Here is a 23776-nt window from a genome sequence, read left to right as displayed (position 1 = left end):
GATGTGGCTGGTGTGCCTGGTGTGCCTGGTTACTCGACGATCTTGAGCAGCTTGTTCGGTGTGCCCGCGGTCGGGTTGGTGATGGCGTCCGGGATGGCGCCGTCGGTCAGGGCCGTGGCGACCTGGTCCGGAGTGGCGTCCGGGTGACCGGCGAGATAGAGCGCGGCGGCGCCGACGACATGCGGCGTCGCCATCGAGGTGCCGGAGATGGTGTTGACGCCGGTGTCGCTGTCGTTCCAGTCCGAGGTGATGGCGGAGCCCGGCGCGTACAGGTCCACCAGCGCGCCGTAGTTGGAGAAGCTGGACTGAGCGTCGGCCTCGGTGGACGAGGCGACCGTGATGGCCTCCTCGACCCGCGCCGGCGAGGTCAGGCTCGCGTCGCCGGCGTTGTTTCCGGCCGCGACGCCGAAGGTGACGCCGGAGGCGATGGCGTTACGGACGGCCTCGTCGAGGGCGGGGTCGGCGCCGCCGCCGAGGCTCATATTGGCGACGGACGGGCCCTGGTGGTTGGCGGCGACCCAGTCGATTCCGGCCACGACCTGCTCGGTGGTGCCCGAGCCGTTGTCGTCGAGCACCCGGACAGAGACGATCTTGGCCTTCTTGGCGACGCCGTGCGCGGCGCCCGCGATGGTGCCGGCCACATGCGTGCCATGGCCGTAACCGTCGTCGGCGCTGTTGTCACCGTCGATGGCGTCGTAGCCGTAGCTCGCGCGGCCCTCGAAGTCCTGGTGGCTGATCCGGACTCCGGTGTCCAGGACGTACGCCGTCACGCCCTCGCCCGCGCTGTCCGGGTAGGTGTAGGCGCTGTCACCGGCGGTCGCGGTCTGGTCGATCCGGTCGAGACCCCAGGACGGCGGGTTGTCCTGGGTGGCGCTGACGGTGAACGTCCTGTTCTGGACGACCTTGTCGACACCCGGGTCGGCCGCGAGGCGCTTGGCCTCCTTCTCGGTGAGTCCACTGGCGGAGAAGCCGTTGACGGCCGTGCTGTAGTTGCGCTCCAGCCGGCCCCCGTACTCCTTCGCGAGGTCCGTCTTGTCGGTCTTCCTGGCGGTCTTCCGGTCCAGCAGCACGATGTAACTGCCGGCGACCGCGTCCTTGGCGTCGGCGCCGTACACCACTCCCTGTGCCGGAGCCGCGCCCGCTGTGGGGGAGGTGAACGCGGTGATTCCGGCCGCGGCGGCCACGGCGGTGAGGGCGGCGGTGAGCTTGATCCTGCTCGCGCGCTTCTGTATAGCCATGAAGAGGGGACTCCTCGTCACTGTCTGTGGGGGGATCGCCCGCCGGACGGAAGATCTCCGGCGGACTGATGCGAAACCCTGGCCGATTGACGCGCTCATATCAAGGCCTTCATGCGGCCGTGACGCGGTAAACAATTTTCCGTAATAAGAAATCGGCCAGTCCGGAACACGTCGGTCCTGGCCGCCAACTCCCCGGAGAAGCAGGGGGCTTCGATCACTTTTCATGAGAGATGTCCCTACGGCCCCGGGAGGAGAAGATCCCCCTCCCGGACCGCGGGCGCGCGGGATGACACGGCTTGAACCCGACCGTGCCCGATCCGCGTGCCCGGGAAGGCCGTTCAGCCGGCACGCGCCGCTCGGCGAACACGCGCCGCTCGGACCACGCTGCCGCTCGGACCACACTGCCGTTCAGACCACGCCCGCCGTTCAGACCTCACCCGCCGTTCGGACCACGCCCTCCGGCAGGGCCTCCTCGATCAGATCCGCCGCCCGTCGCGTACCGCCCTCCTCCGCCATCTCGCGGCCGATCTCCCCGAGCCGCCGGGCCACTTCGGCATCCGAGGCCACGGCGAGGACCGCCGCGCGCAGGGCCTCGGGGGTGGCCGCCTCCGTGTCGAGACGGCGCGCCACGCCCAGCGCGACCAGCGTGTCGGCGTTGCCGAACTGGTCGACGGCCTGTGGCACTGCGACCATCGGCGTGCCCGTCGCCAGACCCTCCTGGCTGCCGCCGGCGCCCGCGTGGGTGATGAACGCGTCGGCCTGCTTGAGTACGGCGAGCTGCGGCACCCAGCGGTGCACCTCCACATTGGCCGGCACGTCGCCCAACTCGGCCTCGTCGACATACGCGCCGATCTGCAGGACGACATGCCAGCCCGGCAGATCGCCGAACGCCTCGACACACGCCCGGTAGAAGGCGGGCCGCTTGGTGAAGGCCGAACCGAGCGAGATCAGCAGCACCCGCTCCGCCCCGGCGGGCCGCCGCCACTCCCCCTGCTCCGCGCGGTCCCCCTGACAGGCGCCGACGAAGGTGAACACGGACTCGTCCACGCTCCCGGCGTTGTACTGGAGCGCCTTGGGGATCAGAACGAGCGAACGGTCGGGCCTGGCGATCAGCCGGTCCGGGTCGGTGTGGTCCATGTGGTGCTCGTCCAGCCACTCCTGGAACCTCGCCAGGTACGCCCTGCCGCGTTCGGAGGCGTCGAGCTCCGCGTGCATGGGCTCGGCGACATCCTTCTCGTACCCCTCCCAGGCGACCATGTGCGTCGAGAACTGGAGGTACGGAACGCCCCAGCGGTGGGCGAGCACGGGCGCCGGATAGGACGTGGTGTCACCGAGGACCAGGTCGGGACGGTCGTCCTCGAACGCCTCGGCCAGCTGGGGCAGCGCCTGGACGGCGTCGTTGAGGAACGGTTCCAGATTGTCGATCAGTTCCGTGCCCCAGTCTTCGGGATCGTCGTCCGGGCCGGGCAGTACGGAGGTGTAGATCACCGGATCGGCGCCGGTGGCCGCGATCTTCGCGGCGAAGGAGACGGGGATCGCGTAACTGACGCGGTGGCCCCGGGCGACCAGTTCCCGGATGACCTCCAGGCTCGGGTTCACATGCCCGTGGGCGGCGATGGAGAACATGGCGATATGGGCACGCTTCGATGCGGTCATGGCCCGACCGTAGACGAGACGAGACGTCTCGTACAACTCCATTAACGACTCGGTCCGCCGCCCCCGTCCTGCCACCTCGGTTCGTCGGCCCCTCGGCCCCCCGGTTCGTCGGCCCCTCGGTTCGTCGGGCGGACAGGCACGGATGCGAGACTTTGCCGGACAGGTGCGACCACTAGAGGTAGACCACCAGAGGTAAGTGAGCCATCGATGGACGAGGCGCGGGCGCGGGAGATCCTGGCCGCGACGGGGCTGCCGCGCGACGCGGAACTGCTGGCCCTGGGGGAGAACGCGGTATTCGGAACGGCCGATCTGGTCGTCAAGGTCGGCCGGGACGCGACGGCCCACACCGAGCTGCTGGAGCGGGCGCGCCGCGAGGTCGCCCTCGCGTCCTGGCTCGCGGAGTGCGGCATTCCGGCCGTACGGGCGGCCGAACCGGAGGCGCGGTCGGTGGACGGTCATCCGGTGACGCTCTGGCACCGGCTGCCCACCGCCGTACGGCCCGCCGGGCCCGGTGATTTGGCGTCCCTGCTGCGGCTGGTGCACGCCCTGCCCGCCCCGGACCCGTCGCTGTTCACGCTCCCCCGCCGGGAGTTGCTCGGTGGCGTCGAGCGCTGGCTGCGGATCGCCGGGGACGCGATCGACCCGGCCGACGCCGATTATCTGCGCGGCCGCCGGGACGGCTTCGCCGAGGCCGCGGCCACGCTCGTCCCCCGGCTGCCGATGGGCCCGATCCACGGCGACGCGCTGCCGCGCAATGTCCATGTCGGCCCGGACGGCCCCGTGCTGGTCGATCTGGAGACCTTCTCCTCGGACCTCAGGGAACACGATCTGGTGGTCATGGCGCTCTCCCGCGACCGGTACGGTCTGCCCGCCGAGGCGTACGACACCTTCACGACGGTCTACGGCTGGGACGTACGCGAATGGCCGGGCTGCCCGGTCCTGCGCGGCGCCCGCGAGACGGCCAGCTGCGCCTGGGTGGCCCAGCACGCCCCGGCCAACCCCAAGGCGCTCGACGAGTTCCGCCGCCGGGTCGCCTCGCTGCGCGACGACGATCCCGAGGTCCGCTGGTACCCGTTCTGACCAGCCCGCGCGGGCCCGCGCCAGCCCGACAGCCCGACAGCCCTGATCTTCTCCAGCGCGAGGTGCCGACCCGCACGCGTTCACGTGGTACGCGGCGACCCGAAGGGCTCATTCCGCGGAGCGGCACCAGGCCGGGTCCGGGACGCGCTCAGCGAGGCGGCGTGACCAGGCCCATCTCATAGGCGGTGATCACGAGCTGGACCCGGTCCCGGGCACCCAGCTTGGTGAACAGCCGTGACACGTGCGACTTGGCGGTGGCCATCGTGATGAAGAGCTCCGCCGCGATCTCGGTGTTCGACCGGCCGCGTCCGACCAGGACCAGCACTTCCCGTTCCCGGTCGGTGATGCCCTCGACCGGCCGGGGGGAACGCTCCGGGGCAGTCCCAGGACGCCCGACGAAGTCCGCGATCAGACGGCGCGTCACACCGGGCGCGATCAGTGCGTCGCCGGCGGCGACCACGCGGATCGCCATGATGATGTCGTCCAGTGTCATGTCCTTGAGCACGAAGCCGCTCGCACCGGCCCGGAGCGCGCCGTAGACGTGGTCGTCCTCGTCGAAGGTGGTGAGGACGAGGACGCGGGTCGTCGCGGGACCGGCGGTGATCAGGCGAGTGGCCTCGATCCCGTCCATACCGGGCATCCGGATGTCCATCACCACGACGTCGGGGCTGACATCCCTGACCAGTTGGACCGCCTCGACGCCGGTGGCGGCTTCACCGACGACCTCCAGGTCGTCGTGATCGGCCAGGATCACGCGCAGACCGGACCGCACCAACGGCTGGTCGTCGGCGAGCACGACCCGGACGGTCATCGGGCCTCCATCGCGATCCCGACGCGTTCGGGCAGGGGCAGCCCGGCCGCCACCCGGAAGCCGCCCTCGGGACGCGGCCCGGCGCTGAGGTGGCCGTGCAGCAGGCCGACCCGCTCCCGCATGCCTACGAGACCGAAGCCGTGTGCCGAGTCGTTCTCGACGGCGCCGCGCCCGTCGTCGACGACCTCCACGGACAGCTCCTCGTCCCCGTAGTCGATGACCACCCGACAACGCCCGGTGCCCGCGTGGCGGACCACGTTGGTCAGCGCCTCCTGCACGATGCGGTAGGCGGAAAGGTCGATATCGGCCGGCAACGGACGCCGCTCCCCTCTGTGGCGCACGTCGACGCGTACTCCCGCGTCCGCGGTCGCCGCCGCCAGCCGTTCGATGTCCGCCAGACCCGGCGAGGGCTCGGGCGGCGCCTGTCCCGGGGCCGTCGCTCCCCGGTCGGCCCGGCGGAGCGCCACCAGCGTGCGCCGAAGGCCCGACAGGGTCTCTCTGCTGGTGGCCTCGATGGCTCGCAACGCGGCGCGGGCCTCCTCGGGCTGCGTCTCGATGACCCGGTTCCCCACCCCGGCCTGGATGGCGATGATGCCGATGCTGTGCGCGACCATGTCGTGCAACTCCCTCGCGATCCGCAGCCGCTCGGCGGTCACCGCCTCGGCCACCTCCTGCGAACGCAGCGCCACCGCGTGCTCGCGGCGCTCGCGACTCAGCAGCCGGCGCTCACGGCTCAGCAGACCGACCGTGCAGGACGCGCCCATCGCCAACAGGGCGATCACGCCGTTGACGGTCAGATTGTCCCCGCCGGCGAAGCCCCCGATCAGCAAGAGCTGCACGGTGAAAGAGACGGCCACGGCGACGATCGAAGCGCGCCGCGTGCGGGTGGCGACAATGAAGCCCAGGACAAGGTCCACCGCCAGATACGACAGAAACTCCCCCTGATACGAACCCGGCGGGTCCGCGTGGACGGGGCCAGGAGTGAATACCACCACGGCGGTGGATCCGAAGAGCGTCATGGCCAGAGCCAGCAGCGGCGTCCGTCGCAGTACGCCGACGAGCAGGCACCCGGCCAGCAGCGACCCGACAGCGTGGACCGTGCCCGAAGCCCGCATCGCACCCCCCACCAGCAGACCCGCCGCGCAGAGGTACAGGACACCCCCGGCCCAGGCCATGGCCTTCGTTCTCGTCATCGGCGGTGTGCTTTTTCGAGAGGCAGGCCGCCCCGCGAAACGCGCGGGCGACGGGGCGGTCGATGTCACGTCCATTCCGCGAGACTAACCAGCCACCGCCCACGCGGCATCGGCCCGGGGACGTACGCCCGCGGGCGAAGGCGGCCGCGCGATTGCCGCCCACGGCCCCATGACCGTACGTGAACCTCCCGGCAGGGTTGCCCCCGTGATCGAAGTCAACGAACTCACCAAGCGCTACGGCGGCAAGACCGCCGTCGACCAGCTGTCCTTCACCGTGCGGCCGGGCCAGGTCACCGGATTCCTCGGCCCCAACGGAGCCGGCAAGACCACCACTTTGCGGATGATCCTCGGCCTGGACGCGCCCACCGGCGGCACCGCCACCGTCAGCGGTGTCCCCTTCCGCCACCACTCACGCGGACTGCGGCACGCCGGCGCCCTCCTCGACGCAGGTCAGGTCCACGGCGGACGCAGCGCGGCGGCCCACCTGTCCGCCCTGGCCCGCAGCAACGGGATCGCCCCGCGCCGTGTGGACGAGGTCCTGCACGAAGTGGGATTGACCGAGGCGGCGACCCGCCGCATCGGCGGGTTCTCGCTCGGCATGAAGCAGCGGCTCGGGATCGCCACCGCCCTGCTCGGCGACCCGCCCGTGCTGATGTTCGACGAACCGGTCAACGGCATGGACCCGGAGGGCGTGCTCTGGGTGCGCCGCCTCTTCCGGCGCCTGGCGGCCGAGGGCCGCACGGTCTTCCTCTCCAGCCACCTCATGTCGGAGATGGAGAACACCGCCGACCAGCTGGTTGTCATCGGCCGCGGCCGGCTCATCGCCGCCGAGTCGGTACGGGACTTCGCGGCGCGCGGCACCCGCCTCGACGTCGTGGTGGGCACACCGCGGGCCGCCGAGCTCGCCGCGGTGCTGACCGCCGCGGGCGCGTCGGTCGAGCCGGAGGGCTCGCCGGGCGCCGAGAAGCTCGCCGTGACCGGGCTGCCGGCGGACCGGATCGGAGCACTCGCCTTCGAGAACCGGATCCCGCTGAACGAGCTGACCACCCGAACCGCCTCACTGGAGGAAGCCTTTATGCGACTCACCGCCGACAGCGTCGAATACCTGGCAGGACAGCCCCGATGACCACACCCACCGCCGTCCCCCCGGCCGCCTCGGCGGCGCCTTTCGCCGAGCCGCCCGCCCGCTTCCGGGATCTGCTCGCCTCCGAGTGGATCAAGACGCGGTCCCTGCGCTCCACCCTCTGGACCATCACGCTCACCACCCTGTTCGTCATCGGGTCCGCCGCCGTGGCGGCGCTGGCGGACTACAACAACCTCGCGGGCACCGGCCCGAGCACACGGCAGCCCCACGACTTCCTGCCCTTCGACGCCTATCCGCCGGCCGGCTACATGACACTGATGCTCGTCGCCGGCAGTGTCGGCGCTCTCTCCGTCGTGAGCGAGTACAGCAGCGGACTGATCCGCACCACCACCGTGGCCGTACCCGCCCGCGCCTCAGTGGTGCTGGCCAAGGCGGTCGTCACCGCCGCGCTGTGGACCGCGGTCGGCACCGCCGTCTCCACCGGTTCCTTCCTGGTCTCCCAGGCCATCCTGAACGGACGGCACGCCGGGGTCCCGATCACCCACCCCGGAGTGTTCCGGGCGCTGGTGGCATCCGCGCTCCTGGCCCCGGTCTGCGCACTGATCGGCCTGGGCCTCGGCGTCCTGATCCGGCACAGCGCCGCGACCATGATCACCAGCATCTTCACGCTGCTGATGCTGCCCCCGCTCTTCTCGCGGAGCGAGCGCTGGTCCGCCGACGTCAACCACGCGATGGTGGTCAGCGCCTGGAGGCGCCTGGTCCAGAACTGGGGGCCGTCGCCCGATTCCCACATATTCACCGCCACGGTCCCCGGCTCCTGGATTGTGTACGCGCTCTGGCCGCTGATCACAATCGCGATCGCGGTGGTCGTCGTGCGGCACCGCGACGTGTGAACGCGCCTTGTGAACGCGCCTTGTGAACGTGCCTCAGGAGCAGTGAGTTCACGTCAGGCTGACGTGTTCGGAATCAGCGGACTGGCGCGGAGCCCGGGATCTATGGTCGGTTCAGGAAATCGTCGGAAGGGGCGATCGATGGCTGCTGATGTCAGCGAGCTGGTCCGGGTACTCAAGGCCATGGACCACGCGGTGAGGCTGCTGCGAGAGGAGGACACACATCTGCACGAGGTGCTCGGGTCGCAGCGGGGCGAGGACATGTCCGCGGGAAGTCCGCAGCAGACGCTGATCGGTATCGGCGAGCTGCGCAACGGCGCACTGGAGTCCGCCGAGCGGATCGCCCTGGCGATCGGTTATGCCACCGCCGGACTGGACAAGGCCGCCAAAGCGATCAAGTGGGCCCGGCGCAAGCCGATAACGCTGCCGAGCGGCACAGAACGCATGGCCCGCCCCCTGGGTGAGCGCACGGTCCGGGCGCTGGAGACGGTCCGTGACGCCAGTGCCTTCTTCGACGGCGACATCGCCGCCGAAATCGATGTCTGCCTCGCCGCGCCGGGGGCCACTTATCCCCCGCAGGACTGGTCCCTCGGCCTCAGGCCGCGTCTGATTCCGGCGTCCGACGGATGAGAGAGCCCGCGGGTGGGCGGGGAGAGGTCGCGGGGCGGCGGTGGAGTATCAGCCATCCGTAGGTTCGCCCGACGGCCCCGTCGCTTCGGAATCGGGGTGAAGCCCCGGCCGGAGCGTCGTCCAGTACGTGCGAGCGTACGCACTGGACGACGCGGCGGGGCAAACGTCGCGCGGTGTCTCAGACGAGTCATTCCGAAGTAGCGTCGTCCGCCCCCAGGGGCGGACGGGACGTCGGAATGACTCGTCTCAGTAGGGCCGGGCCCGCTTCGCGAAGGCCGGTGCCACCTGGTCCTGCGAGCCGCTGGGGAAGGCGACCGTGTTCGGGTCCCCGTCCGAGACGTACCAGTTCTTTCCTTCGGCGAGCTTGTCCAGCCATCGCGACGAACCGAACTCGGCGTCCGGGTCCTTGGGGCCCGCCGAGCGGATCCGCGGGATCGCGCCGGGTGCGAAGGTCTTGGCGTACGGCGAGACCGAGGGGTTGGCTCCCACGAGATACACCCCGTCGTTGCGGTAGCCCGTTCCCTTCGCGGCGACCTCGGGCGGCTTGGGCATGGCGCCGAAGGGCAGGGCGAGGGACGTGACCTTGGCTCCGGGCAAAGCCTTCTGGATCGCCTGCTGTCCGCCGACGATGGCCCGCGCGGCGCCCGCCTGGTCCAGGGAGCCCAGGTTCGGGTGGCGGTCGGTGTGGTTACCGATCTCGTGCCCGTGCTCCTTCAGCCATTTCAGCGCCTTGGCGGAACCGGTGGCCGAGAAGGCGTCCGCGTTGACGAAGAAGGTCGCCACCGGCTTGAACCCGGGGTGCTTCTTCGCCGTCTCCGCCAGGATGGCGATAGCCGAGTCCCGCGTCGGGTTGCCGTTCTGGTCGAGGCTCACCTGACTGTTGGTCGAGTCGTCGAACGTGAGGACCACCGGGTGCGTTCCGGCCGGGATGTCGATACGGCCCGTCTGGAAGTCCCGGGCGGTGACCGGCACGTACTTCTCCCGGGCGAGGCGCTCCATCTCGGCCCGGAAATCGGCCGGGGTGCGGTCGTAGACGCCGGCCGGTTTCGCGGTGAGCTGGTGGTACATCAGCACCGGCACCTGGCCTAGTTCGTCGGCGCCGACCTCCGCCGGGGCTTTCGCGGCGACGGCGCTGGCCGCGGCGGCCGAGGCGGCCCCCTGCTGTCCCCCGGCGGCCGGTGACGACCCTGGGGAACAGCCCGAGGCGAGCAGGGCGGCGCCCGCCAGGGCGCAGAGCGGGACGAGAGGGTGGCGCATGAAGGACCTCCAAGGCGAATGTGTCGCGCCATCCCTACCGGCGGAGGAGGCCCCTGTACCGCATCGTCCCCTGGATGGCGCAGTCACCACGCCGGGGCGAAAAGCGGCCGTTCGTGTGACATCCGGACAGAACAGGAGGTGCGACACACCGGTGTGGCAATCAATGGAGGGACCAACCGGCCCACTGCACGAAGGACTTCCTGATGACCACGAAGCACATATCGTACGCAACCTCCTCCCCCTACCGTCCCAGCCGTCCGGGCCGTCGGCGCGCCCTCATAGCGACAGCCGTGGCGCTCGCGCTGACCGGAGCGGGCGTCGGAGCCTGGACCTTCCTCGCGCCGGGACCGGGCGTGCACGGTCTCGCCGACGGCGCTGTCCTCAACGGGCGCAAGGCCGCACAGGTGAGCGCCTACATCGACGCCGAGACGGCCGGTGGCAAGGACAAGGTGCGCGCCACCCTCGACGGCGCGGTGGTCCCCATCAAAGCTGAGGGCACCCGGCTGAAACTCGCCATCCCGCGGCTGACCGAGGGAAAGCACGTCCTGGTGGTGGAGGGCGACAGCAGTCTCCCCTTCGCCTCGTACCGGGAAGTCGTGGGCTTCACCGTGGACACCACCGCTCCCGACCTGAAGGTGGCCGACCCCGAGATCAAGAACGTCACCGACCCCGTGATCGTCACCGGCAAGGCCTCCACCGACGCCAAGGTGAGCGTCGACGGCAAGGAGGTTCCCGTCGACAAGGAGGGGGTCTTCAAGATCACGGTGCCCAAGGGCACACCCGTCGTGAACATCAGCGCCGTGGACCGCGCCGGAAACCTCACCGCCAAGGCCGTATCGACCCGGGGCCGTCGCCCCATGATCCGTGCCGCGCACATCACCGCCATCGGCTGGGGCGACAAGACCCTGCGCACCAACGTCCTCGCGCTGGTCCGCAGCGGCAAGCTCAACGCCATCGAACTGGACGTCAAGGACGAGGACGGTGAGGTCGGGTACGCCTCCCAGGTGCCGCTGGCCCGTCAGATCGGCTCGGCCAAGGGCTACTACGACGCCCGCAAGGCGATAGCCGAGATCCACGCCGCCGGCGCCCAGGTCATCGGCCGCATCGTCGCCTTCCGCGACCCCATGCTCGCCACGGCGGCCTGGAAGGCCGGCAAGCGCGACCAGGTCGTGCAGACCCCCGAGGGAGAGGCGTACGCCGGCGGCGGCCACTACGGAAAGCTGGCCTTCACCAACTTCGCCGACCCCACGGTCCGCAAGTACAACCAGGACCTCGCCGTCGAAGCGGCTCAGCTCGGTTTCGACGACATCCTCTACGACTACGTGCGGCGACCCGACGGCCCGCTGTCGAAGATGCGCTTCCCGGGCATCGGGTCCGCCACGCCCGAGCAGGCCATCACCTCGTTCGTCGGCGACACCCGGATCGCGATGCGCCCGCACGCCAAGTACCTCGGCGTCTCGGTCTTCGGCATAGCCGCCACCCGGCCCAAGGAGATCGCCCAGGACATCGCCGCCCTGGTCAAGGTCAGCGACTACATCGCGCCGATGGTCTACCCGTCCCACTGGGGACCGGGGGAGTACGGCGTCGCCAACCCCGACACCGCCCCGTACAAGATCGTGCAGCGCTCGCTCGCCGACTTCGCCCGTCTGGCGAAGGGCACCCAGACCGAAATCGTCCCGTGGCTCCAGGACTTCTCGATGGGCAGCCACTACGGGCCGACGCAGGTGGCCGAACAGATCAAGGCCGCGGAGGCCAACAAGATGAAGTCCTTCATCCTCTGGAACGCCGGTGCCCGCTACCAGGGAGCGGCGCTCCAGCAGATCGCCTCGCACTGACGAGGCCGGCGGTCTCCCCCGTACTGGAACGTACCGGGGAGACCCCGATCGTGCCCTCACCCGCCTCGAACCTCGCGGGGCAGCACCGTCAGGGCAGCACCGTCAGGGCGTCATCCGGGCCGAGTGCTCGGCCGCGGGCTCGGCCGCCGACTCGCGCAGCGGCCAGACCCCGTCGATCACCGCGTCCGCGTCGCCCTTCTTCCGCAGGAACGTCTGGAAGCCGGCCGCCCACTCGGCGTACCAGCCGATCTGACGCTCGTGCAGCAGAGCCGGGGTCAGCCCGGCCACCGAGGCGTGCCGCTCCGCTATCGCCGTGGCCACCCGGACCGCCGCCAACGCGTCCGCGCCCGCTTCGTGCGCGGCGTCGAGCACCACGCCGTACTCCGCGCAGACCGCCTCCAGCGTGCGCTTGCCGCGGCGGTAGCGGTCGACGGCGCGGTCGATCGTATACGGATCGATCACCGGCTCGACCGGCCCCAGCGGCGGCAGTCCGTACCGGCGCAACTCGGCGGAGAGCAGGGTCAGATCGAACGGCGCGTTGTACGCCACGACGGGCACCCCGCGCGTCCAGTACCCACCGAGGACCCCGGCGATCTCCGCGGCCACCTCGGGCGCCGGACGCCCCTCCGCCGCGGCCCGTTCACTGCTGATGCCGTGCACGGCGGACGCCTGGGCGGGGATCCGGATGCCCGGGTCGGCCAGCCAGGTCCGCTGCCGTATCACCTCGCCGCCCCGCACCTCGACCACCGCGGCCGTCACGATCCGTGCCTCCAGCGGCTCCGTGCCCGTCGTCTCCAGATCGAAACCGACCAGTGATTCCCCATGCCAAGTCATCGTGGCCCTCCCTCATGGTGCGGCGGTGCTTCCCCCGTTGGACATTCACCCTGCCACGCACCACTGACAGTGCCCTGGCACGGGCCCCGGCCCCGGCCCCGGCTCACGGCTCCCGGCCCCGGCTCGCGGCTCCCGGCCCCGGGTCGCGGCTCCGACGCCGGCTCAGGAGACCGGCCTGGAGTCGGCCCAGACCGACTCGAACTCCTCGCGGTAGGTCTGGAAGAGACCGTGCTCGGAGTCCTGCCCCGTGCGCACCACCTCACGCCCGCCGCCCCTCAGCACCAGTACCGGCGCCTCCATGCCCCGGGCCCGGCGCAGATAGGACTGGACGACGGCCAGACCGTCGGAGCCGTCCCCGTCGACGAGATACGCGGTGAAGCGCGGGGTCTCGTCGAAGACATGGATCTCGAAGGCGCCCGGATCGCGCAGTTTGGAGCGCACCCGGCGCATATGAAGGATGTTCATCTCGACCGACCGGCTCAGCTCGCCCTTCTTGAGCCCCAGCTCGCGCTCCCTGCGCTTGACGGCGCTGCTCGCCGGGTTGAGGAAGACCAGCCGTATCCGGCAGCCCGATTCGGCGAGCCGGATCAGCCGCCGTCCCGAGAAGTTCTGTACGAGCAGGTTCAGACCGATCCCGATGGCGTCGACACGCCGGGCGCCGCCGAAGAGATCCTCGGCGGGGATCTGCCGTTGCAGCCTCACCCGGTCGGGGTGGACGGAGACCACGTCCGCGTACCGGTCGCCGACCAGGTCCTCCACGGCGTCGACCCGGAGCCGCGCCGCGGAGGGCACCCCGCTGCCACCGCCCAGGATCTCCAGGAGCTTGGCCGAGGCCCGCTCCGCCTGGGCGAGGACCGTCTCGGAGAGCGCGCGGTTGCGGGAGACGACATTGCGTGCGACCTCCAGCTCGTCCAGCGCCAGTTCCACGTCCCGGCGGTCGTCGAAATAGGGCTCGAAGCAGGGCCAGTGCTGGACCATCAGCTCGCGCAGCTGCGGGAGGGTGAGAAAGCTCAGGACGTTGTCGTCGGCCGGGTCGAGCAGATACCCCTTGCGCCGCGACACCTCTCGTACGGCGACGGCGCGCTGCACCCACTCCTGTCCGGCGGGTCCGGCGGCGGCGACCACCCACTCCTCGCCGTGCACGGGCTCATAGATGGGCCGCAGGACCGCGGCGACCACCGCGCGCAGCCGCTGTTCCACGAGATTCAGCCAGATATAGGCGCGCCCGGCCCGCTGTGCGCGCGTACGTACCTCACTCCAGGCGTCCGCGCCCCACTCCAGTTCCGCCCCGATCTCCATCGGTCGCGCGAGGGAGACCGCTCCGGGCGGGATGTCGCCGGATTCCCCCGTATGACCTGCGTCACCAGGGGGCAACTCCAGCCCTCCCGAGCTCACCCGCGCACCGCCTTCTCTCCCCTTCAACGATCAAGGAAGGGTACTCCGCATCCCGGAGGCGGTGCAGCAGGATGCACAGGCTCCTTTCCCAACTCCCTTATTCGTGAGGCTTGTTCCTGGCGCCGAGATCAACCGGAGTGAGGTGATTCATAGTGGTTGGACCTGGTTCGTACCCGGGTCCGCCGGGACGCCATGAGGCGCGCGGGACGGCCGGGACGGTCGCGGCGATCCCGGCGACGGCCCGTCACGCGAGGTTGACGGCGGGCCCCGTCCCCGGCGCCGCCCCGGCCGAGAACCGGCAAGAAGAGGCAAGAACCCATCGGGTTCCTAGGTGGTTGCCCTTCTTTCGGGGAAGATCTGGCTCAGAGGCCGCCCCACCTATGCGCGCGGCCTCTCAAGAGCCCCGCAGCACCCGGATCAGAAATGGAAGAGTCTTATCTATGCAGGTCTGGCCGGGACAGACGTATCCCCTCGGCGCCACGTACGACGGCGCCGGTACCAACTTCGCGGTCTACTCAGAGGCCGCCAACCGAATCGAGTTGTGCCTGCTGCACGACGACGGTTCAGAAACGGCGGTGGAGCTGCGCGAGACGGACGCCTTCGTACGGCACGCCTATCTGCCGGGCATCATGCCCGGTCAGCGCTACGGCTTCCGGGTCCATGGCCCCTATGAGCCGGAGCGCGGACACCGCTGCAACTCCGCCAAGCTGCTTCTCGATCCGTACGCGCGTGCGATCAGCGGCAGTATCGACTGGGGCGAGTCGGTGTACGGCTACCACTTCGGCAAGCCGGACTCGCGCAATGACATGGACTCGGCCCCCCACACGATGTCCTCCGTCGTCGTCAACCCGTACTTCGACTGGGGCGACGACCGGCTGCCCCGTACGGACTATCACCGCACGGTGCTCTACGAGGCCCACGTGAAGGGCCTGACCATGCTCCATCCGGAGCTGCCCGAGGAGCTGCGCGGCACCTACGCCGGGCTCGCCCATCCGGCGGTGATCGAACACCTGACGGAGCTGGGCGTGACCGCGCTGGAGCTGATGCCGGTGCATCAGTTCGTCAACGACCACCGACTGGTCGACGCCGGCCTCGGCAATTACTGGGGCTACAACACCATCGGCTTCTTCGCCCCGCACAACGCGTACGCGTCCTGGGGCGACCGGGGCGAACAGGTCCTGGAGTTCAAACAGGCCGTACGGGCGCTGCACCGCGCCGGGATCGAGGTCATCCTCGACGTTGTCTACAACCACACGGCGGAGGGCAACCACCTCGGCCCGACACTCTCCTTCCGCGGTCTGGACAACGCGCAGTACTACCGGCTCGCCGACAATCCCCGCTACTACACGGACACCACGGGGACCGGGAACTCCCTGCTGATGCGCAGCCCGCACGTACTCCAGCTGATCATGGACTCGCTGCGGTACTGGGTGACCGAGATGCACGTCGACGGCTTCCGCTTCGACCTCGCGGCGACGCTGGCCCGTCAGTTCCACGAGGTGGACCGGCTGTCGTCGTTCTTCGACCTCGTCCAGCAGGACCCGGTGGTCAGCCAGGTGAAGCTGATCGCGGAGCCCTGGGACGTGGGCGAGGGCGGCTACCAGGTGGGGAATTTCCCGCCGCTGTGGACGGAGTGGAACGGCAAGTACCGCGACACCGTACGGGACCTGTGGCGGGGTGAGCCCAGGACACTGGCGGAGTTCGCGTCCCGGCTGACCGGCTCGTCCGATCTGTACCAGGACGACGGTCGCCGGCCGCTGGCCTCCATCAACTTCACCACCTGCCACGACGGCTTCACGCTGCAGGATCTCGTCTCGTACAACGAGAAGCACAACGAGGCCAACGGCGAGTCCAACCGGGACGGCGAGAGCCACAACCGGTCCTGGAACTGCGGGGCGGAGGGCGACACCGACGACCCGGAGATCCTGGAGCTGCGCAACCGCCAGATGCGGAACTTCATCGCGACGCTGATGCTCTCGCAGGGTGTCCCGATGCTCAGCCACGGCGACGAGTTCGCCCGTACGCAGGGCGGCAACAACAACGCGTACTGCCAGGACAACGAAGTCTCCTGGGTCCGCTGGCCGGAGAAGGGCGCGGAGACCGACACCACCATGCTGGAGTTCACCCAGGCGATGGTGTGGCTGCGGCGCGACCATCCGGTGTTCCGGCGCCGGCGCTTCTTCCACGGGCGCCCGGTGGAGGGCACGCACGACGATCTGTCGGACATCTCGTGGTTCACGCCGGAGGGCGAGGAGATGACCCAGCAGGACTGGCAGGCCGCGCACGCCAAGGCCATGACGGTCTTTCTGAACGGTGGCGCGATCTCCGAGCCGGGGCCGCGCGGCGAGCGGATCTCGGACGACTCGTTCCTGCTGATGTTCAACGCGAGCGCCGAGAAGCTGGAGTTCGTGGTGCCGGTGAACCACGGCGAGCACTGGCGGATCATGGTGGACACGGCCCGGCCGGAGGGAGTGACTCCGGGGCAGGGCGAGAAGGTCGACGGGGGCGAGCGGATCACCATGATCGGCCGCAGTATGACGGTGCTGATGCGTCTGGAATAGCTCGATGCGTGAGCGCGGCCCCCACGCGCGGAATCCGGTTGCCGCGCCGCCCCGCTGGTGTTCAACTCGCCGGATGGATCACGATGGGGTACTCAGAGAGTTCGACCGGCAGATGCGGGAGGGCGCGCGGGCCGACGGCCTCCCCGGCGTCCGCGTCGAGCGGGCGGGCGCTGTCGTACGCGCGGGCGGCTCCGAGCACGACTGGCACGGTGTCCTCTGGTCGGCCCCGGACCTGAACGAGGACGCGGCCGACGCGGCGATCGCCACGCAGATCGCCCACTTCCGCTCGCTCGGGCGCGAGTTCGAGTGGAAGCTGTACGGCCACGACCGACCCGTCGATCTCGCGGCGCGCCTGCTGGCGGCCGGTTTCAGCGCCGAGCCGACGGAGGCACTGATGGTGGCGGAGACCGAGGCGCTGACCGCCGACGTCGAGCTGCCCGAGGGGCTACGGCTGCTCCCGGTGACCGACGCGGCGGGCGTGGAGCTGATGGCGCGGGCCCAGGAGCGTGCGTTCGGCACGGATCGCACGGATCTGAGCGCGCGGCTGAAGGTCCAGCTGGCCGAGGCCCCCGAAAGGGTCTCGGCGGTCGTCGCGATGGCGGGCGACACGCCGGTGAGCGCGGCCCGGATGGAGCTGCCGCCGGGCACCGAGTTCGCCGGGCTGTGGGGCGGCGGCACGGTCGAGGAGTGGCGCGGCAAGGGGCTCTACCGGGCGCTGGTCGCGTATCGCGCCCGGATCGCCGCCGCCCGTGGTTACCGCTATCTCCAGGTCGACGCGACGGACATGAGCCGCCCGGTCCTTCAGCGCCTCGGGTTCACGGTGCTCAGCACGACCACACCGTTCACGTACCGGCCGCAGACCCCCGGCTCATCCGGCTCACCCGGCGCCCCCGGGTGACCTCGTATGACACGGATCTCGTACGGATCCCGTATGACACAGATGCCGAGAAGCGGGGTACGTACGATCGTATGACTCCCACCGCGACCTATCGGCTCCAGCTCCAGCCGGACTTCCCGTTCGCGGCCGCCGCCAAGGCCGTCCCGTATCTCGCCGCGCTCGGGGTCTCGCATCTGCATCTGTCGCCCGTCCTGGAGGCCGTCCCGGGCTCGACGCACGGCTATGACGTGGTCGATCACTCCGCCGTACGGGCCGAGCTCGGCGGCGAGGAGGGGCTGCGGCGGCTGGCCGACCGGGCCCGTGAGCACGGCCTCGGGATCGTCCTCGACATCGTGCCCAACCACATGGCCGCCGCGCCCCGGCACAACAAGGCGCTCTGGGAGGTGCTGCGCGAGGGCCGGGACTCGCCGTACGCCCGCTGGTTCGACATCGACTGGGCGGCGGGCGACGGCAAGCTGCTGCTGCCGGTGCTGGCCGGTCCGATCGGGGAGGAACTGGACGCGGGCGGGCTGAGCGTCGAGGACGGCGTGCTGCACCACGGCGACCAGCGCTTCCCGCTCGCGCCCGGCACCGAACACCTGGGGCTGCCCGGGCTGCTCGACGCCCAGCACTACCGGCTCGCCTGGTGGCGGCTGGCCCGTACCGAGCTCAACTACCGCCGCTTCTTCACCATCTCCGAGCTGATCGGCCTCCGGGTGGAGGACCCGGAGGTGTTCGCCGCCACCCACGCCAAGATCATCGAACTGGTACGGGACGGAGTCGTCCAGGGGCTGCGTATCGACCACCCGGACGGTCTCGCCGACCCGGAGGAGTATCTGCGCCGGCTGCACGAGGCGACGGCCGGGCAGTGCTGGACGGTCGTGGAGAAGATCCTCGCCGACGACGAGGTACTGCCCGTGGGGTGGCCGGTCGCCGGCACCACCGGCTATGACGCGCTGCGCCATATCGACGGTGTGTTCACGGACCCGGTGGGCGCCGAGGCGCTTGAGGTGCGCTACCGCGATATCGCCGCGCCCGTCGGGGACCGGGGCGGCTACTGGGAGGGGACGGTACGCCGGGCCGCGTACAAAGTCGTCTTCCATGAACTGGCCGCCGAGATCTCCACCTTGGTCCGTACGGCGCAGCGCGTCTGCGCCGCCGACCCCGCGCTGCGCGACCACGCGCCATGGGCGCTGCGCACCGCGATCCGGGAACTGCTGGTACGGGTCCCCGTCTACCGCCCCTACACGACGGCGGGCGGCCCCTGCCCCGAGGCGGCCGAGGCGGCGGTCTCGGCGGAGGCGGCCAGGCAGGCGAAGACGGTGTTCCCGGTGGAGCGGGAGGCGACGGCCGTGGACGTGGTGCGGGAGCTGGCCCTCGGCAGGCTCGGTACGGGCCCGGACCATACGGCCTTCTGCGCGCGCTTCGCCCAGACTGCGTCCGCGCTGCGCGCGAAGTCGGTGGAGGACACGGCGTTCTACCGCTATGTGCCGCTGATCTCCGCGAACGAGGTGGGCGGCGATCCTGGCCGTCCCGCCGTGAGCCCGGAGCGGTTCCACGCGTACTGCGCGCGGCTGGCGCGCGACTGGCCGGCCACCGGCACCGTACTGACCACGCATGACACCAAGCGCAGCGCGGACGTCCGGGCCGGGATCGCCGTCCTGTCCGAGTGCCCCGAGCGCTGGGACGAGCTGCTGGAGGGGGTGGCGGGGACCGTGCCCGCGCCCGCGCCGGATCCGCAGGTGGCCTGGCAGGCGTGGCAGACGGCGGTGGGCTTCACCCCGGCCGCCGAGGGCGTGCTCCCGGAGGGCTCGCGGATGGTGCCCGCGCTGCTGAAGTCCGTACGGGAAGCCGGGCTGCACACCAGCTGGACGGAGGCGGAGCCGCTGTACGAACAGGCGGTGGCCGCGTTCGTGGAGGCCGGTCCCGCCGGTCCCGCGCGGCGTACGGTCGCGGCGCTCAGCCGCGCGCTGGCGCCGTACGCGCGGGCCAGTGCGCTGGGCGCGGCGCTGGTGCAGCTGACCATGCCGGGGGTGCCCGATCTCTACCAGGGCACGGAGCGCGCGTACTTCGCGCTGGTGGACCCGGACAACAGGCGGCCGTTCAGGACCGGGCCGCCGGACGACAAGACGGTGATCACGACGGCGGCGCTCCGGCTGCGCGGTGAACGGCCCGAACTCTTCGGCGAGTCGGGGACGTACGCCCCGCTCCCCGCGGCCGGACCCGCCTCCTCGCACTGTCTGGCCTTCGTCAGGTCGGGGCGCGTGATCACGGTGGCCACCCGGCTGCCGTGCGGACTTGAACGCTCCGGCGGGTGGCGCTCAACGGAACTGGCCCTGCCGCCCGGTCGCTGGCGCGATGTGCTGACGGGGCGTGAGGTGTCGGGCGCGCCGCGGCTCGCGGAGCTGCTCGACCAGTTCCCGGTGGCGCTGCTGACGGCCGACTGACGGGGCCGGCTGACGGGGGCCGGTGATCGGCGGTCGGTGATCGGCTGACAGCGGTCGGCGGTCGGCGGTCGGCCGACTGGGCCGCGTCCACAAAGCCTTTACGTACACGAAGCGTTTACAGAGTGGGCCGGCCGCGCTACGTTCCGAAATGGGAGCGCTCCCACCCATCCCCCACTTGTCATGATCACGTCGAAGGGACTCGCGTGATGAAACACCCCCCACGACGGCCGCGGTGGCTGTCGCATTCCCGGAGAGCCGTACTCCTCGCCCTGCTCGCCGTACTTCCCGCCCTGCTGCTGGTCGTCGGCAACAGCGGGACCTCGTCCGCCCACGGCACCCCCATGCAGCCGGCCAGCCGTACGTTCATGTGCTGGAAGGACGGTCTGAGCAGCACCGGTGAGATCAAACCCATCAACCCCGCGTGCAGGGCGGCCGTCGCGGCGGGCGGCACGACCCCGCTCTACAACTGGTTCTCCGTGCTGCGTTCCGACGGCGCGGGCCGGACCCAGGGCTTCATCCCCGACGGGCAGTTGTGCAGCGGCGGCAACACCACGTTCACCGGCTTCGACCTGGCCAGGAACGACTGGCCGCTGACCCATCTGACCTCGGGCGCGTCGCTCGACTTCTCGTACAACGCCTGGGCGGCGCACCCCGGTTGGTTCCGGGTCTACGTCACCAAGGACGGGTTCGACCCCACCAAGACCTTCACCTGGGCCGACCTGGAGTCGGAGCCCTTCCTGACCGTCGACCACCCGCAGGTCACCGGTCCCGTCGGAACGGTGGAGGGCGCCTACAAGTGGACCGGCGACCTCCCCGGCGGGAAGTCCGGCCGGCACATCATCTACATGGTGTGGGAGCGCTCGGACAGCAAAGAGACCTTCTACAGCTGCTCCGATGTGGTCTTCGACGGCGGCAAGGGGGAGGTGACCGGAGTCGGTGACCCCGGGAACCCGACCGACCCGACCGACCCGCCCACCGATCCCACGGCCACCTGCACCGCCACCCGCGCGACCACCGGCACCTGGTCGGGCGGCTACCAGACGGAGGTCACGGTCAAGAACACCGGCGCCCATCCGATCCTCGGCTGGATGGTGGAGTTCACACTGCCGAGCGGCCAGCGGGTGGACAGTCTCTGGAACGGCAACGCCACCTATGGCGGCCAGGAGGTGATGGTCCACAACGCCGACTGGAACGGCTCGTTGGCGGCCGGGGCCTCCACCACCTTCAGTTACGTGGCCACCGGAGGCCCGCCGGACACCGCCTCCGCGGCGCCCTGTTCCGTGCACTGACCCGCGCGGTCGCGCGCACCGGTCCGCGAACCGCCCGGCCCGCCGTTCCCCGCCCCCACGCGGAACGGCGGGCCGGGCCCCTTCGTCACCGCGGCCCGCTCAGTGCGAGGCGAGCCGGAAGCCCATCGTCCCGAAGCTCACCAGATCGCCGTCCCGTACCTCGGCCGTCGTGGTCACCCGCCGGCCGTTGACCGTCGTGCCATTGGTCGAGCCGAGATCGCGCAGGATCCAGCGCCCGCCCTGCATGCTCAGTTCGGCGTGCACCCGCGAGACCGTGTCATGGCTGAGCCGCAGCCCGTTGACCGGATCGCGGCCGATCCGCAGTGGATACGGGCCGGGCTGAGGCAGCAGCAGCTTCGGCAGCCGCTCCGCCTGCCAGGCCCTGCGCAGCCGCTGCGAGAACGCGGACATCCGGCTCACCGTCCCGAACACCCGGCGGGACCACGGACCTTCGGACTCCAGATCGGCGGTGAGCTGTTTCAGCTCATCGGCCCTGCGCGCGGTCAGCGCCAGATCCATCCGGCGCAGGAAGGTGTCGTGCGACAGCTTGCCCTGCGCGGCGCCTTCCCGGAGTACCGCGAGGACACGGTCGCGCTCGGCGTCGGAGAGCCGCGCGGGATACGTGTGGAACTCGAAGGAGGACGTCACAGACGTGATTGTCCTTCCGACAGACCTGGGGTGTCCAGACAGTACGGAGTTCCCGGCGCTCCGTACGTACCGCCGGACACGCCCGCCCCTTCACCACCTCCACCGCGCCTCGCGCCGCCTCGCTTGTCACCATGGAATTTGTCACCGTGTGGCGGAGAGCAGTGAAGCGGTGAAGCGGTGCCGACGACGAGGGGGAACCACCCGTGCGGTTCGAGGTGTGGGCGCCACAGGCGCAGGACGGGATCGAACTGAGGCCGGCGGACGACCGCGACGGCGGGAACGGCGGCCGGGACGGCGGGAACAGCGCGGACGACGCGCGCGCCGGGGTGCCCATGGAGCGCGATCCGGAGCGGGCGGGCTGGTGGACCGCCGAGGCGCCCGCCACCGACGGTACGCGGTACGGCTTCGCGCTCGACGGCGGGCCCGTACTGCCCGATCCGCGCTCCCGCCGCCAGCCGGACGGCCCCGACGGACTGAGCGCCGTCGTCGACCAGGCGGCGTACGCGTGGCACACGCCGTGGCCGGGCCGCGATCTGCCGGGCGCGATCCTGTACGAGATGCACATCGGCACGTTCACCCGCGAGGGCACTTTCGACGCGGCGGCCGAACGGCTCGCTCCCCTGGCGGAACTGGGGATCACCCATGTCGAGCTGATGCCGGTGTGCCCCTTCCCCGGGACCCATGGGTGGGGGTACGAGGGCGTCTCGCTGTGGGCGGTCCATGAGCCGTACGGCGGCCCCGCGGGGCTCAAGCGCTTTGTCGACACGGCACACCGTCTGGGGCTGGGTGTGGTGCTCGACGTGGTGCACAACCATCTCGGCCCGGCCGGCAACCATCTGCCGTGCTTCGGCCCGTACTTCACCGACACCCACCACACGCCGTGGGGGGCCGCCGTCAATCTGGACGCCCCGGGCTCGGACGAGGTGCGCGCGTATCTGCTGGGCAGCGCCCTGGCCTGGCTGCGGGACTTCCGGCTCGACGGGCTGCGGCTCGACGCCGTACACGCGCTCGCCGACCAGCGCGCGCTGACCTTCCTCGAAGAGCTGTCGACGGCCGTCGACGCGCTCTCCGCCGAGCTGGGCCGGCCGCTCTTCCTGATCGCCGAGTCCGACCTGGGCGACCCGCGCACCACCACCCCGCGCGCGGCGGGCGGCCTCGGGCTGCACGCTCAGTGGAACGACGACTTCCATCACGCGCTGCACGCGGCGCTCACCGGTGAATCCCAGGGCTACTACGCCGACTTCGCGCGCGAACCGCTCGCCGCGCTGGCCAAGACGCTCACCCGTGTCTTCTTCCACGACGGGACGTATTCGAGCTTCCGGGGCCGGACGCACGGCCGGCCCGTCGACCGTACGAGAACGCCGGCGCACCGCTTCCTCGGTTATGCCCAGACCCATGACCAGATCGGCAACCGCGCGCTCGGCGACCGGCTCTCCGCCACCCTCTCCCCCGGGCTGCTCGCCTGCGCCGCCACGCTCGTCCTGACGGGGCCGCACACCCCGATGCTCTTCATGGGCGAGGAGTGGGGCGCGACCACCCCCTGGCAGTTCTTCACCGACCACCCCGACCCGGTGCTCGCCGAGGCCGTACGCACCGGCAGGCGCCGGGAGTTCGCGGCGCACGGCTGGGCGGCCGAGGACATCCCCGACCCGCAGGACCCGGCGACGCGGGAACGCTCCTGTCTGGACCGCTCCGAGGCCGGTAGGGAACCGCACGCGCGCCTGCTGGCCTGGTACGGCGAACTGATCGCCGTCCGGCACACACATCCGGATCTCTCCGATCCGGATCTGGCGGCGGTCCGGGTGGCGTACGACGAGGAGGCGCGCTGGCTGGCGTACCGGCGGGGGGATCTGCGGGTCGCGGTGAATCTCTCCGGCGAGCCCGCGGAGATCCCGCTCGGCGACGCGGGCCGGGTGCTGGCGTCCTGGGCGCCGGTCGAACCGCCGGGCACCGATGGAGTGCTGCGGCTGCCGCCCGAGTCGTGCGTGGTGCTGGCGAACGGCTGATCCCGGCTCGGACGCCATGGGCGGTGCCTCGGTGCCTCAGCGGGG

Annotated in this window: 18 protein-coding genes; 10 read left to right on the top strand and 8 right to left on the bottom strand. The window is 70.8% G+C overall.

The window, feature by feature from the left end:
* Positions 1-29: 29 nt before the first annotated feature.
* Together ACFRMN_RS07875 and mgt are read right to left on the bottom strand one after the other, a co-directional pair.
* Complete coding sequence (locus ACFRMN_RS07875; RefSeq protein WP_383014907.1) at positions 30-1238, bottom strand: S8 family peptidase; 1209 nt, start codon at positions 1236-1238, stop codon at positions 30-32.
* 426 nt (positions 1239-1664) lie between these two features.
* Entirely contained in the window at positions 1665-2936 is a 1272-nt protein-coding gene (mgt, locus tag ACFRMN_RS07870) for a macrolide-inactivating glycosyltransferase (protein ID WP_383014905.1), read from the bottom strand.
* 165 nt (positions 2937-3101) lie between these two features.
* Between mgt and ACFRMN_RS07865 the strand changes: the two genes are divergently transcribed.
* On the top strand, positions 3102-3974 hold the full coding sequence (locus tag ACFRMN_RS07865; protein WP_383014902.1) for a phosphotransferase enzyme family protein: 873 nt from the start codon (positions 3102-3104) through the stop codon (positions 3972-3974).
* Between the two features lie 148 nt (positions 3975-4122).
* Here the strand turns inward: ACFRMN_RS07865 and ACFRMN_RS07860 are convergent, their stop codons facing one another.
* Both ACFRMN_RS07860 and ACFRMN_RS07855 read right to left on the bottom strand, forming a co-directional pair.
* Positions 4123-4785: a response regulator gene (locus tag ACFRMN_RS07860; protein WP_383014899.1), complete on the bottom strand. Its 663-nt coding sequence runs from the start codon at positions 4783-4785 to the stop codon at positions 4123-4125.
* Positions 4782-5978 carry a sensor histidine kinase gene (locus ACFRMN_RS07855; RefSeq protein WP_383014896.1) on the bottom strand — a complete coding sequence of 399 codons (1197 nt, stop codon included), beginning with the start codon at positions 5976-5978 and terminating at the stop codon, positions 4782-4784. Before ACFRMN_RS07855 ends, ACFRMN_RS07860 begins: the two co-directional genes overlap by 4 nt.
* A gap of 205 nt (positions 5979-6183) precedes the next feature.
* Between ACFRMN_RS07855 and ACFRMN_RS07850 the strand changes: the two genes are divergently transcribed.
* The 3 genes from ACFRMN_RS07850 (at position 6184) to ACFRMN_RS07840 (ending at position 8582) form a co-directional block, all read left to right on the top strand.
* Positions 6184-7104 carry an ATP-binding cassette domain-containing protein gene (locus ACFRMN_RS07850; RefSeq protein WP_383014894.1) on the top strand — a complete coding sequence of 307 codons (921 nt, stop codon included), beginning with the start codon at positions 6184-6186 and terminating at the stop codon, positions 7102-7104.
* Entirely contained in the window at positions 7101-7955 is an 855-nt protein-coding gene (locus ACFRMN_RS07845; protein ID WP_383014891.1) for an ABC transporter permease, read from the top strand. The genes ACFRMN_RS07850 and ACFRMN_RS07845 overlap by 4 nt, the downstream gene beginning before the upstream one ends.
* A 138-nt stretch (positions 7956-8093) precedes the next feature.
* Positions 8094-8582 carry a hypothetical protein gene (locus ACFRMN_RS07840; protein WP_383014888.1) on the top strand — a complete coding sequence of 163 codons (489 nt, stop codon included), beginning with the start codon at positions 8094-8096 and terminating at the stop codon, positions 8580-8582.
* 246 nt (positions 8583-8828) lie between these two features.
* On the opposite strand, the gene ACFRMN_RS07835 is transcribed toward ACFRMN_RS07840, so the two are convergent.
* A complete protein-coding gene (locus ACFRMN_RS07835) occupies positions 8829-9839 on the bottom strand; it encodes a polysaccharide deacetylase family protein (RefSeq protein ID WP_383014886.1) in 1011 nt (336 codons plus the stop codon).
* 203 nt (positions 9840-10042) lie between these two features.
* Between ACFRMN_RS07835 and ACFRMN_RS07830 the strand changes: the two genes are divergently transcribed.
* Positions 10043-11674 (top strand): putative glycoside hydrolase, encoded by a 1632-nt coding sequence (locus ACFRMN_RS07830; RefSeq protein WP_383014883.1) that lies wholly within the window; start codon positions 10043-10045, stop codon positions 11672-11674.
* A 102-nt stretch (positions 11675-11776) separates the two neighbouring features.
* Here ACFRMN_RS07830 and ACFRMN_RS07825 read toward each other — a convergent pair whose 3' ends face one another.
* Together ACFRMN_RS07825 and ACFRMN_RS07820 are read right to left on the bottom strand one after the other, a co-directional pair.
* Positions 11777-12508: a 3'-5' exonuclease gene (locus ACFRMN_RS07825; protein WP_383014880.1), complete on the bottom strand. Its 732-nt coding sequence runs from the start codon at positions 12506-12508 to the stop codon at positions 11777-11779.
* 162 nt (positions 12509-12670) lie between these two features.
* Positions 12671-13903 (bottom strand): SAV2148 family HEPN domain-containing protein, encoded by a 1233-nt coding sequence (locus ACFRMN_RS07820; RefSeq protein WP_383014877.1) that lies wholly within the window; start codon positions 13901-13903, stop codon positions 12671-12673.
* A 440-nt stretch (positions 13904-14343) separates the two neighbouring features.
* Between ACFRMN_RS07820 and glgX the strand changes: the two genes are divergently transcribed.
* The 4 genes from glgX to ACFRMN_RS07800 all read left to right on the top strand — a co-directional run bounded on the left by glgX (position 14344) and on the right by ACFRMN_RS07800 (position 21077).
* Positions 14344-16464 carry a glycogen debranching protein GlgX gene (glgX, locus tag ACFRMN_RS07815; RefSeq protein ID WP_383014874.1) on the top strand — a complete coding sequence of 707 codons (2121 nt, stop codon included), beginning with the start codon at positions 14344-14346 and terminating at the stop codon, positions 16462-16464.
* A 73-nt stretch (positions 16465-16537) separates the two neighbouring features.
* On the top strand, positions 16538-17362 hold the full coding sequence (locus ACFRMN_RS07810) for a GNAT family N-acetyltransferase (RefSeq protein ID WP_383014871.1): 825 nt from the start codon (positions 16538-16540) through the stop codon (positions 17360-17362).
* A 71-nt stretch (positions 17363-17433) separates the two neighbouring features.
* Entirely contained in the window at positions 17434-19788 is a 2355-nt protein-coding gene (gene treY, locus ACFRMN_RS07805; protein WP_383014867.1) for a malto-oligosyltrehalose synthase, read from the top strand.
* Positions 19789-19994: 206 nt separating this feature from the next.
* On the top strand, positions 19995-21077 hold the full coding sequence (locus tag ACFRMN_RS07800; RefSeq protein WP_383014864.1) for a lytic polysaccharide monooxygenase: 1083 nt from the start codon (positions 19995-19997) through the stop codon (positions 21075-21077).
* Positions 21078-21176: 99 nt separating this feature from the next.
* Here ACFRMN_RS07800 and ACFRMN_RS07795 read toward each other — a convergent pair whose 3' ends face one another.
* A complete protein-coding gene (locus tag ACFRMN_RS07795; protein WP_383014862.1) occupies positions 21177-21725 on the bottom strand; it encodes an FHA domain-containing protein in 549 nt (182 codons plus the stop codon).
* Positions 21726-21928: 203 nt separating this feature from the next.
* Between ACFRMN_RS07795 and treZ the strand changes: the two genes are divergently transcribed.
* On the top strand, positions 21929-23731 hold the full coding sequence (gene treZ, locus ACFRMN_RS07790; protein ID WP_383014859.1) for a malto-oligosyltrehalose trehalohydrolase: 1803 nt from the start codon (positions 21929-21931) through the stop codon (positions 23729-23731).
* Positions 23732-23776 lie beyond the last annotated feature (45 nt).

This window comes from Streptomyces sp. NPDC056835, from assembly GCF_042789485.1.
In the GTDB taxonomy this organism is placed as follows: Bacteria; Actinomycetota; Actinomycetes; order Streptomycetales; family Streptomycetaceae; genus Streptomyces.
Note: the sequence above shows the minus strand (reverse complement) of the source record. Positions and strands in the feature narration are given on the sequence as shown.

Bases quoted from the DNA above. Each gene is read 5' to 3' on its own strand.
- ACFRMN_RS07845 (WP_383014891.1), top strand. From the start codon at position 7,101: ATGACCACACCCACCGCCGTCCCCCCGGCCGCCTCGGCGGCGCCTTTC.
- ACFRMN_RS07840 (WP_383014888.1), top strand. From the start codon at position 8,094: ATGGCTGCTGATGTCAGCGAGCTGGTCCGGGTACTCAAGGCCATGGAC.
- ACFRMN_RS07875 (WP_383014907.1), bottom strand. From the start codon at position 1,238: ATGGCTATACAGAAGCGCGCGAGCAGGATCAAGCTCACCGCCGCCCTC.
- ACFRMN_RS07835 (WP_383014886.1), bottom strand. From the start codon at position 9,839: ATGCGCCACCCTCTCGTCCCGCTCTGCGCCCTGGCGGGCGCCGCCCTG.
- ACFRMN_RS07825 (WP_383014880.1), bottom strand. From the start codon at position 12,508: ATGACTTGGCATGGGGAATCACTGGTCGGTTTCGATCTGGAGACGACG.
- treY (WP_383014867.1), top strand. From the start codon at position 17,434: ATGACTCCCACCGCGACCTATCGGCTCCAGCTCCAGCCGGACTTCCCG.
- ACFRMN_RS07830 (WP_383014883.1), top strand. From the start codon at position 10,043: ATGACCACGAAGCACATATCGTACGCAACCTCCTCCCCCTACCGTCCC.
- ACFRMN_RS07810 (WP_383014871.1), top strand. From the start codon at position 16,538: ATGGATCACGATGGGGTACTCAGAGAGTTCGACCGGCAGATGCGGGAG.
- glgX (WP_383014874.1), top strand. From the start codon at position 14,344: ATGCAGGTCTGGCCGGGACAGACGTATCCCCTCGGCGCCACGTACGAC.
- ACFRMN_RS07860 (WP_383014899.1), bottom strand. From the start codon at position 4,785: ATGACCGTCCGGGTCGTGCTCGCCGACGACCAGCCGTTGGTGCGGTCC.
- ACFRMN_RS07855 (WP_383014896.1), bottom strand. From the start codon at position 5,978: ATGACGAGAACGAAGGCCATGGCCTGGGCCGGGGGTGTCCTGTACCTC.
- mgt (WP_383014905.1), bottom strand. From the start codon at position 2,936: ATGGAGTTGTACGAGACGTCTCGTCTCGTCTACGGTCGGGCCATGACC.
- ACFRMN_RS07800 (WP_383014864.1), top strand. From the start codon at position 19,995: ATGAAACACCCCCCACGACGGCCGCGGTGGCTGTCGCATTCCCGGAGA.
- ACFRMN_RS07865 (WP_383014902.1), top strand. From the start codon at position 3,102: ATGGACGAGGCGCGGGCGCGGGAGATCCTGGCCGCGACGGGGCTGCCG.